This is a genomic window from uncultured Campylobacter sp. (assembly GCF_938030145.1).
In the GTDB taxonomy this organism is placed as follows: domain Bacteria; phylum Campylobacterota; class Campylobacteria; order Campylobacterales; family Campylobacteraceae; genus Campylobacter_B.
This window is the reverse complement of the sequence record NZ_CALHGM010000004.1, coordinates 1-7,992: the sequence shown is the minus strand read 5'-3', so window position 1 is coordinate 7,992 and position 7,992 is coordinate 1. Positions and strand designations below refer to the sequence as shown.

General features: G+C 39.0%; 11 protein-coding genes. All 11 read left to right on the top strand.

Features of this window, described 5'->3' with window-relative positions:
- Positions 1 to 313: 313 nt before the first annotated feature.
- The 11 genes from Q0323_RS00800 to Q0323_RS00750 all read left to right on the top strand — a co-directional run bounded on the left by Q0323_RS00800 (position 314) and on the right by Q0323_RS00750 (position 7,863).
- Positions 314 to 1,657, top strand: coding sequence for a hypothetical protein (locus Q0323_RS00800; RefSeq protein WP_298050566.1), 1,344 nt, complete (start codon positions 314 to 316; stop codon positions 1,655 to 1,657).
- The gene (locus Q0323_RS00795; RefSeq protein WP_009494165.1) at positions 1,657 to 2,271 is read left to right on the top strand and encodes a hypothetical protein; all 615 of its coding nucleotides are present in this window, start codon (positions 1,657 to 1,659) and stop codon (positions 2,269 to 2,271) included. Before Q0323_RS00800 ends, Q0323_RS00795 begins: the two co-directional genes overlap by 1 nt.
- Positions 2,268 to 3,254: a hypothetical protein gene (locus tag Q0323_RS00790; protein WP_107687415.1), complete on the top strand. Its 987-nt coding sequence runs from the start codon at positions 2,268 to 2,270 to the stop codon at positions 3,252 to 3,254. The genes Q0323_RS00795 and Q0323_RS00790 overlap by 4 nt, the downstream gene beginning before the upstream one ends.
- 10 nt (positions 3,255 to 3,264) lie before the next feature.
- Entirely contained in the window at positions 3,265 to 3,558 is a 294-nt protein-coding gene (locus tag Q0323_RS00785; protein WP_122872015.1) for a TrbM/KikA/MpfK family conjugal transfer protein, read from the top strand.
- Positions 3,555 to 4,781 carry a toprim domain-containing protein gene (locus Q0323_RS00780; protein ID WP_122872014.1) on the top strand — a complete coding sequence of 409 codons (1,227 nt, stop codon included), beginning with the start codon at positions 3,555 to 3,557 and terminating at the stop codon, positions 4,779 to 4,781. The genes Q0323_RS00785 and Q0323_RS00780 overlap by 4 nt, the downstream gene beginning before the upstream one ends.
- Before the next feature lie 942 nt (positions 4,782 to 5,723).
- Positions 5,724 to 5,966, top strand: a complete 243-nt coding sequence (locus Q0323_RS00775) for a hypothetical protein (RefSeq protein WP_122872013.1) — start codon at positions 5,724 to 5,726, stop codon at positions 5,964 to 5,966.
- 13 nt (positions 5,967 to 5,979) lie between these two features.
- The gene (locus Q0323_RS00770; protein ID WP_122872012.1) at positions 5,980 to 6,222 is read left to right on the top strand and encodes a hypothetical protein; all 243 of its coding nucleotides are present in this window, start codon (positions 5,980 to 5,982) and stop codon (positions 6,220 to 6,222) included.
- A 31-nt stretch (positions 6,223 to 6,253) separates the two neighbouring features.
- Positions 6,254 to 6,493: a hypothetical protein gene (locus Q0323_RS00765; RefSeq protein WP_009495744.1), complete on the top strand. Its 240-nt coding sequence runs from the start codon at positions 6,254 to 6,256 to the stop codon at positions 6,491 to 6,493.
- Positions 6,494 to 6,534: 41 nt separating this feature from the next.
- On the top strand, positions 6,535 to 6,954 hold the full coding sequence (locus Q0323_RS00760; RefSeq protein WP_009495746.1) for a hypothetical protein: 420 nt from the start codon (positions 6,535 to 6,537) through the stop codon (positions 6,952 to 6,954).
- A 17-nt stretch (positions 6,955 to 6,971) separates the two neighbouring features.
- Entirely contained in the window at positions 6,972 to 7,307 is a 336-nt protein-coding gene (locus tag Q0323_RS00755) for a nucleotidyltransferase family protein (protein WP_298050558.1), read from the top strand.
- A complete protein-coding gene (locus Q0323_RS00750; RefSeq protein WP_122872010.1) occupies positions 7,300 to 7,863 on the top strand; it encodes a HepT-like ribonuclease domain-containing protein in 564 nt (187 codons plus the stop codon). The genes Q0323_RS00755 and Q0323_RS00750 overlap by 8 nt, the downstream gene beginning before the upstream one ends.
- The last annotated feature ends 129 nt before the right edge of the window (positions 7,864 to 7,992 follow it).

The window sequence follows — 7,992 nt, the reverse complement described above, 5'->3', positions numbered from 1 at the left end:
TATATATACAGAGAAGAAATTTAAAATTTTATTACTTAATGCGATGAGAAAATTTTAAATTAGAAGCTGAATTTTTAGATTTTAAATCAGTTAAGCATTTAAAACGATTTTAAAGGCTATTAAAGCCGCATAGATAAAAAATAAGAAAAGAATATGGAAAAAGCCTATTTTTGATTGTAGAGCATTTAAAAGGTATTTGTGAGCGTTTTCAAATTTTACAATTTTTTTGATTTTTTATATATCACTTTTTAAAAGTTTTTTAAATTTAATGAATGATAAACTACTGAAAAATAATCTATCAAAAGGATTTAGAGTGGCAGAAGAACTGACACAAGAGCAAATGGCCGAATGGGCATATTTAAGCGAGGACGAGCAGATGCTTACAGCTTCGAGTATACGCAAAGGGGAAGAAAACGAGCCACAAACGCGAAACAAAGAGATAGACGACACGAGAGACAAAATTTTAGATTGTCGAGAAGCCATAGAAAACACCGGGTTATTTAAAAGCAACGAAACAAGCGCGGTAGCTTGCGTAAGAGAATTTTATACCGCATACGGAACGGACGACGATAGCAAGGTTCAAGAAGCGATCAACGATATTTATAAAACCAATATGAGTCTAAGGGATGTGACCGAAATAAAAGAGCTCACCCTAAGAGAAATGAATATGGACTTAAAAGAGGACTTCGACAACGGCAAAGAATACACCATACGAGACATTAACAAAAAATTTGCCTACGAAGTAACGGGAGCTGCAAATTTAAGTAAAGACGCGCAGCAAGCCGTAGAAATACTAGGCGAAAAAGAGCTGCTAGATACGAGAATCAGGGAAAGACAGGCGGAGCTGGACGAATTTAAAAGCCCGAAAGCAAAAAGAGAATTCGTAAAAGACAGATTGGACGGCGTAGAAAAAAATGAGTCCTTAAAAGAGAGTCTGCAAATTTTAAAAGAGAAAGAAAAAATAGAAGAGCAAATCGCCAAAAAGGAAAAAGGGGAAGAAAAAGAGCCAAGCTCCAAGCAAAACGAACCACAGCCGGGCAGAGAAAACGGCGCAGAGCAAGAAGACTGGAATAAGAGAGCCGACGAACTAGAAATGCAGCACGAAAAGGAGCTCGAAGACCTCAAAGATAAGCAATCGAAGCTTGAAGCGAATTTTCAAAAATCGATCGACAACCTAATGAATAGTGATGGGATAAACGGCATTATAACCGCGCTGCAAGAGATGGACAGAAGCCTCGAGATGATGCTAAAACAGGGCAAAGAAGAAAGCATCGCCAAAGATCGCCAGCGCCAAGAAAAGCTTGATCTAGCCTTTGACAGTCCTAAATTTAAAGAGGCTGTCGGCGATTTGGTAAAAGAGGTCTATACGCAACGCAAAAAAGTCAAAGGCGGTTTTAAAGAGATGGAGAACGAGCGGGCTAATTACGCTAAATTACAAACGACCTACGATAAAGAAACCAAAAAAGGGCTTGATGTCAAAGGATACGAAAAGCTAAAAAAGATGATGGGCGACATCGAAAAAGAAACGCCAAATTTTAAAGATAGCTACCCTAAATTTTATCAAAAGGTAAACGATACGCTAGTGCAGGCCAAAGACAAAATTTTAAACAAGGCCAAAGGGCAAGAAAACGAAAATGACAGAGGCAGGAGCCTATAATGAGCAATATAACGCCAAAACAAAGAAGAAACGTGATTGAGGGTGACTTGGAAAATTATGTCAAAAGCGAAAACGATTTTTTGAGCCTAAGAAAGAGCTTTATAGACTTAAATTTTAGCCTAGCCCTAGCGTGCGAGCACGACGAACAAAGGGCGAAAAAGTACCTAGATGCAGCCAGAGAGATACAAGGACTCGAAGATAAGCAGGACAAGAGGGGAAAGTGGGAAATAAACGAGGATAACAACAAAAAAGTGATGACCCCGCACAAGGACGACGAAAAATTTCAAACCAAATTCGAAAAGGAAAACCCGCTCCTTTTCAGGCAGCTACAAAACGAGCTAGAGCTCATGAATAACGAAGCAAGGTTATACGAAAAAATTAAAGACAACAAAGACAAAGGCATAGATAAATTAACGCCGCTTTACGTAGAGTTGCAAGAGGGGCAAATCGATGTAAAAAGAAAACACGGAGACGAGGTGGGCAAGCCGATAGATACCGATAGATTTAGGTATAGCTATCCAAACGCCACCAAAACGCTAGAACAAACCATCGAAAAATGGGCTGAAAAGGAAACTAAAAAAGAAAATACCGAGCAGAAAGGAAGAGAGATATGAAGAAAACATTTATATCTATTGGTGCGGCAACGGCGCTATTTTTTAGCAGCGCAAACGCAGGAGGCGTTCCGGTTATAGACGTGGCTGCGATAGCTCAAGCGGTAATGGGCTATACTCAAACGCTAAAAGACTATGCTGAGCAAATCAAGCAGTACGAGCAAATGGTCAAAGATACGCTAAATTTTGAAAAACAGATGGCCGAGCTCGGCATAGATATGAACAGCATCTACGATATACTAGGCGATGCGCAAAGCATGATCAGTCAAATGCAAAGTATCTACGATAACGTCAAAAATATCCCCAATGACATAATGGGCGATATAGCGAGAGTGCAAAACGCGTGCTCGTTTTTGGAAAATAATAGCCAATTTTTCGGAATGACGCTAGGAAAAACCAAAAGCTCAATCAAAAGCAAGGTTAATCGCTGCACTTACGCATTGCGAGACGGTGCAAATTTGAGCAAAAGCATAGACGAGCTGACCAAGCAGATGAATAAAGCCGTCGATCCTATCCAAAGAGCGAACTATCAAGCGCAAATCAACAACATAAAAAATGCCGAGAAATTCCTGCAAGAAAGGGATAATATCGAGAAAACAAACGCCTTGTTAGCCTTTGAAGATACGTTTCATAGCGACGATAAGACTAATCCTTACTCAAAAGCGAAAATGAACGACGATTTAAAGCAGCTTTCAAAGCAGCTGAGCAAACCAAACAACCAAAAGCAAGCTCAAGCCCTCACAAACTCGATACTGCTTAAAATTTTAGAAAATTTGCAGCATCAATACGAGCTGAATATCAACTACACCAGCACGATGGCTACTAGCAAACAGCTAAACGAAAGCGGCAGCAATAAAAATTTAACCGAAGAGAGCTTTAATCAGTCGGTCGTAGAATATAAGCGCAACGACGCCATATTTGAGCCAGAAACCAAGCAGCTCCCGAAAGATGAGCTGGGACTACCAAAATTCGTATATTTCAAATAAAGGGGAAAGAATGAAAAAACTAGTTTTTAGTTTGATCGTAGGTGCAATTTTTGCGGCAAGCGGCGCGACCGCAAAAGAGACGAGCGCAAAGGATACGGCGACAAAGACGTCTACTCCAAAAGAGCTCGGCGACGTATTTACCGGCGATAAGAAACTGGCATGCGAAGCGGTGCTATGCCTCGCAAGCGCTACGCGCCCGCCGGAGTGCGCCGCAAGCCTTAAAAAGTACTATTCGATTACGGCTAAAAAGGCGCATAAGCAGGCTCAAAAAAGACAAGCATTTTTAGATCTGTGTCCAAGATGAAAGAAAATCTAGTCGAGCTCGCACTCGATGAAATTTTAAAAAATAACGGCTACTTTGAAAAAAGAGACAAAAGTAGCCGTAACTACAAAACGCTTACGAACGACTACGGAGATACGATAGTCATATCACGCCAATCAAACGGCCACTACTTATATTTTAATCCAAATGACAGTACCGATCGGGGCAATATTTACAGCTTCGCTAAAAATCGCGGAATAGAAGTAAAAGATTTAATAGACGAAAACAAAATAAAAGATATAAAAGAGTTACAAAACAATACTATACCAAAAACAACTACTAAAAAAATCGATAATGAAATAATAGAAAAATTTAAAAAATTAGATAAGACGGATAAAAATTCATTTTTAATTAGCCGTAGGAAGCTAAGCGGAGAACTATTGGCACAATTTAGCAGCCTAAAACAAGACAGTAAATACCAAAACGCGGTCGTACCGACGTACACGTTAACGTCAGTGCAAACGGACGCCGGCACGAAAGAGTTTTTAAAGCAAAGCGGAACGATAAGCTATCTCTCAAAGCCCTTAACACACGATCCGCAAGGAAAAGCATATGATAAGCCTATCAAGCAGCTTTGCAACGGAAATAAGGGGCTAGAAATTTTAAAAGCCGATAACGCACATAAAAGCCCCAAAGAATTTAAAAATATAATAATCAGCGAAAGTATGATCGACACGCTATCGTTTTGCGAGATGAAAGGGATAAATTTGCAAGAGACGCTGCTATGCTCGACCAACGGGCAAATATCGACATCGCAAAAAGATGCGATTAAAGCGCTTCGCAAGCTCGCCCCGGATGCAAAATTTACGCTAGCGTTCGATAATGACGATCGCGGCAAAGAGTTTGGCAAGATCGTAGAGCAAATAGTGCCGAATGCCGACAGGCAAATGCCTATATTAAAGGACTTTAACGATGATTTGGTAGTCGGCAAAGCATTGGGGCTAGCGGCGCGCAATATTAGCAAAGAAAACATTTTAAAGCCTTTGAGCGAGCTTGGCAAGAAAGTAGAGTATTTATCAAAGAAATATGATTTTTTAGAGCCTTGCGCAAAGAATGAGTGCGTAAATGAGCTTTTAAAATTTAATCCTTCAAAATTTAAAGAGATAGCCCCAAAGGTGCAGCGTCTGCCCGGAATGAGAGAATGCTTTAAGCGACTTAATCTCGTCGAAAGAAAAATCGGCAGGGAGTATTCTAGGGCTATATGATTTATAGAATATTGATTAATTAGGGCAATCAAGATTTAAGCTGGTTTTTAAAGTTTAAGGTTTATATAAGCTTTTGGGATTTATATCTTATCCCCTTTATTTGGGAGTTTGATAGAGATTGCGGCAAGTGAATTTTTTACAAAATCTCGCTCATAATGTCCCGCTGCCGGGTTAAGTAAAGCGGTAGCTCTCAGATGTTCGGGCAGTCAAATTTTAGGCTGTCCGGATTGGAATTGGTAGCATGGCCAGAGCGGTGAAAATTTGGCTTGCTTTTTAAAGTTTAAGGTTTATATAAGCTTTTGGAATTTATATCTTATCCCCTTTATTTGGGAGTTTGATAGAGATTGCGGCAAGTGAATTTTTTACAAAATCTCGCTCATAATGTCCCGCTGCCGGGTTAAGTAAAGCGGTAGCTCTCAGATGTTCGGGCAGTCAAATTTTAGGCTGTCCGGATTGGAATTGGTAGCATGGCCAGAGCGGTGAAAATTTGGCTTGCTTTTTAAAGTTTAAGGTTTGAATAAGATTTTAAAAATTACATTTTAATTCCTATTCTTGGGGGTTTGCTCGGATTTGGGATGAGTAAAATTTTTACAAAATGCCGTTCTTGTTGGCGGTCTGCACTAAGGTGCTGCCGCGCCGAAGCCGAGCCTAAGGTCTCGACTTCTATGGGTTTAAGCGGGGGCACCCCGCAACGCCCCTCCTAAATACAGGAGCTGCCGCCAATGACGGCAGCGGGAATTAAAAAAGGGGAAAGAAAATCAAATTTAGGCTTAAATAATGCTTAGGTTTTTAATTTATTTTTAGGCTATTTTTGTTTTTTTGCTATTTTATATTTTTATATATTTTAATTATTTGATATTTTATTATTTAGTATTTTATTATTTTTTAAGTTAAGAAGTGGTATAATCGTTCTATAAATTAAGAAGAAAGGGACTTAAAAAGATGAAATTAACGAACGCGATTAAACTACTTAGCCAATACGGCGAAGTTAAACAAGATGAAACCGGAGCGAGGATTGAAATAAACGGCTGGACTTACGGCGCTAGCACGAATTGGAACGAGCAAGAGGTTCTATTTTTATATTGTGAATGCGGTACAAATACGCGGGATAGGCACTTTTATTCATATAACACGCTAAAAGGCCTTAAAGATTGTATGGATAGATACATTCGGGCAACGGCATAGCAAGAGGATTACAATGAAAATTTATTTAACGGAAATAGACTACGCCCGTTTAAATTCTTCGATGGATGAAGGGCGGTACTCCTTAAAAAGGGATGGTGAATACACGGAGGCGATAAAGCTTAAATTTATAGGCAATGCGACGAACGTTGAAAGCTATGACGTATTTTTTAGCCACGATCCGTTTAAAGTTTTTATTTTAAATAAGCAGGCGCAAACATTTAGACAGACCGATGGTTGGGCGCCGCGAAACCTTTAGGGGTCAAATAGGCGAAGGGCAGTATGAGTCAATGAACAAGAACTATAATAAATTTGAAAGAGCACACGATATAATGGCGGAGCTAATCAAAGCCCCACTCCCTCTTGAGCCGGTGGAGCTTGGCAACATTAGCGACAGGGAGCTTGGCTTTTTGAAGAGTAGCGTAGAGATGATGGCGGACTACTTGGACTCGCTGGGCTTTGATTTCAGAGGTCACAAAGAGGAAGTTCTGATGCCGATTTACGAGGAGTTCGAGAGGCGGCAAAAATAAATAGCAAAATATGCTATAATTTGTAAAAATAAGGATGAAAAATGAAGAAAATTAAACTACTGACGGCGGCCGTTATAGCCGGGCTTATGTTGGCAGGATGCGGTGAAGATGATGGGCTTGTAAAGCTAGAGAATGCAAATCCGGCAATAAAACAAGCAAATTACGATGCGATGGTTAATAAGCTAAAAGAGAGAGTTAAAAATGTAGATTTTGAATTTTATCATGCACAGACCTTATTTAATGGCGAAAATTGGAAAAATTATACATCAGAGCAGGGCTTTGCCAAATTTACAAGATGGAAAGCCCAAAACGACCTCATAAACAATGAGAAACTCGTAGTAGTAGTCGTAGATAAAAATAATAAAAAAGTAGGGTCGGCATACGAGGTCGAATGTACAAAATGGGGCAAATTTGAGTGCGATCCAGAATATATAACGGTTCTTGAAAACGGAAAAAGATAGAAAAAGGAGAATCTCCAATGAAGACGACGTTATCCGATTTAACCAAAGAATCGATACTCGCATATCTATCCGAGCTCAAGCCGGGTCTTGAAAAAGACGGCATCCAAAAGATAGGACTTTTCGGAAGTTATGCCAAAGGTTATGCGGGTGAAGACTCGGATATAGATATAGTCGTTTTGGCCGACAAAAAGGACTTTTTGGATAGACTGCACGCGTTTAAAGCGCTTGCGTATTTAAATGATTTAAAAGAGCAGATCGCGGGCAAATTTCATAAATCGGTAGATATTTGCGATTTCTATTCTGAGCAAAAAATGCAAGACGACAAGATAGTGAAGGAAGCGATTTATGTCTGATAGAAAAATTATATACCGATTAGAACTAGCAGTAGAAAAAATAGATCAAGTATTTGAAATTTGTAAGCCCAAAGGCGTTACAGCAGCGCTAGAAGACGAGCTGCTTGCAAAGCCGGCGATAATGAAACATATCGACGTCGTATACCAGCAATTTAAGAAGCTTGAAGAAGCGCAGGAATACCATATATTAGATAAATTTAAAAAAGAAGATATAAAAGGGATAAGAGATATCAGGAATTGGTCTTCTCACAATTATGACAATATACAAAACGAGATCATAGAAGACGTTATACGCACAGATCTTCCTAATCTCAAAGAAAATCTTCAGAAAGTCATAAAAGAAACGAAGCAAGAGCTGTGCGAAGATTTACAAAAAAAGATCGATCGCTTCATTAAGAAGCAGAATATTTTAACCCCGCAAGCCAAGAGCGATCTTGGGGCAGATATTCAAAAAGGCTACAACGACTTACGAAAAAATGGACTTGAGCTTGATAAATCATATGCAGACAAGCTCAAGGGCATCATCAAAAGCAACTCGAACGAAAACATAAAATAATTTTACATTCAAATTTTAAAAAAGGGAATAAAATAAGTCTCTTTTCCCTTTCTAAATTTTAATTTTTTTATACTTCTTTTTACATAAATTTAAAAAATATGATATTTTTAGTTTTACTATATTTTAATG

Bases quoted from the DNA above. Each gene is read 5' to 3' on its own strand.
- Q0323_RS00780 (WP_122872014.1), top strand. From the start codon at position 3,555: ATGAAAGAAAATCTAGTCGAGCTCGCACTCGATGAAATTTTAAAAAAT.
- Q0323_RS00775 (WP_122872013.1), top strand. From the start codon at position 5,724: ATGAAATTAACGAACGCGATTAAACTACTTAGCCAATACGGCGAAGTT.
- Q0323_RS00755 (WP_298050558.1), top strand. From the start codon at position 6,972: ATGAAGACGACGTTATCCGATTTAACCAAAGAATCGATACTCGCATAT.
- Q0323_RS00790 (WP_107687415.1), top strand. From the start codon at position 2,268: ATGAAGAAAACATTTATATCTATTGGTGCGGCAACGGCGCTATTTTTT.
- Q0323_RS00760 (WP_009495746.1), top strand. From the start codon at position 6,535: ATGAAGAAAATTAAACTACTGACGGCGGCCGTTATAGCCGGGCTTATG.
- Q0323_RS00770 (WP_122872012.1), top strand. From the start codon at position 5,980: ATGAAAATTTATTTAACGGAAATAGACTACGCCCGTTTAAATTCTTCG.
- Q0323_RS00750 (WP_122872010.1), top strand. From the start codon at position 7,300: ATGTCTGATAGAAAAATTATATACCGATTAGAACTAGCAGTAGAAAAA.
- Q0323_RS00795 (WP_009494165.1), top strand. From the start codon at position 1,657: ATGAGCAATATAACGCCAAAACAAAGAAGAAACGTGATTGAGGGTGAC.
- Q0323_RS00765 (WP_009495744.1), top strand. From the start codon at position 6,254: ATGAACAAGAACTATAATAAATTTGAAAGAGCACACGATATAATGGCG.
- Q0323_RS00785 (WP_122872015.1), top strand. From the start codon at position 3,265: ATGAAAAAACTAGTTTTTAGTTTGATCGTAGGTGCAATTTTTGCGGCA.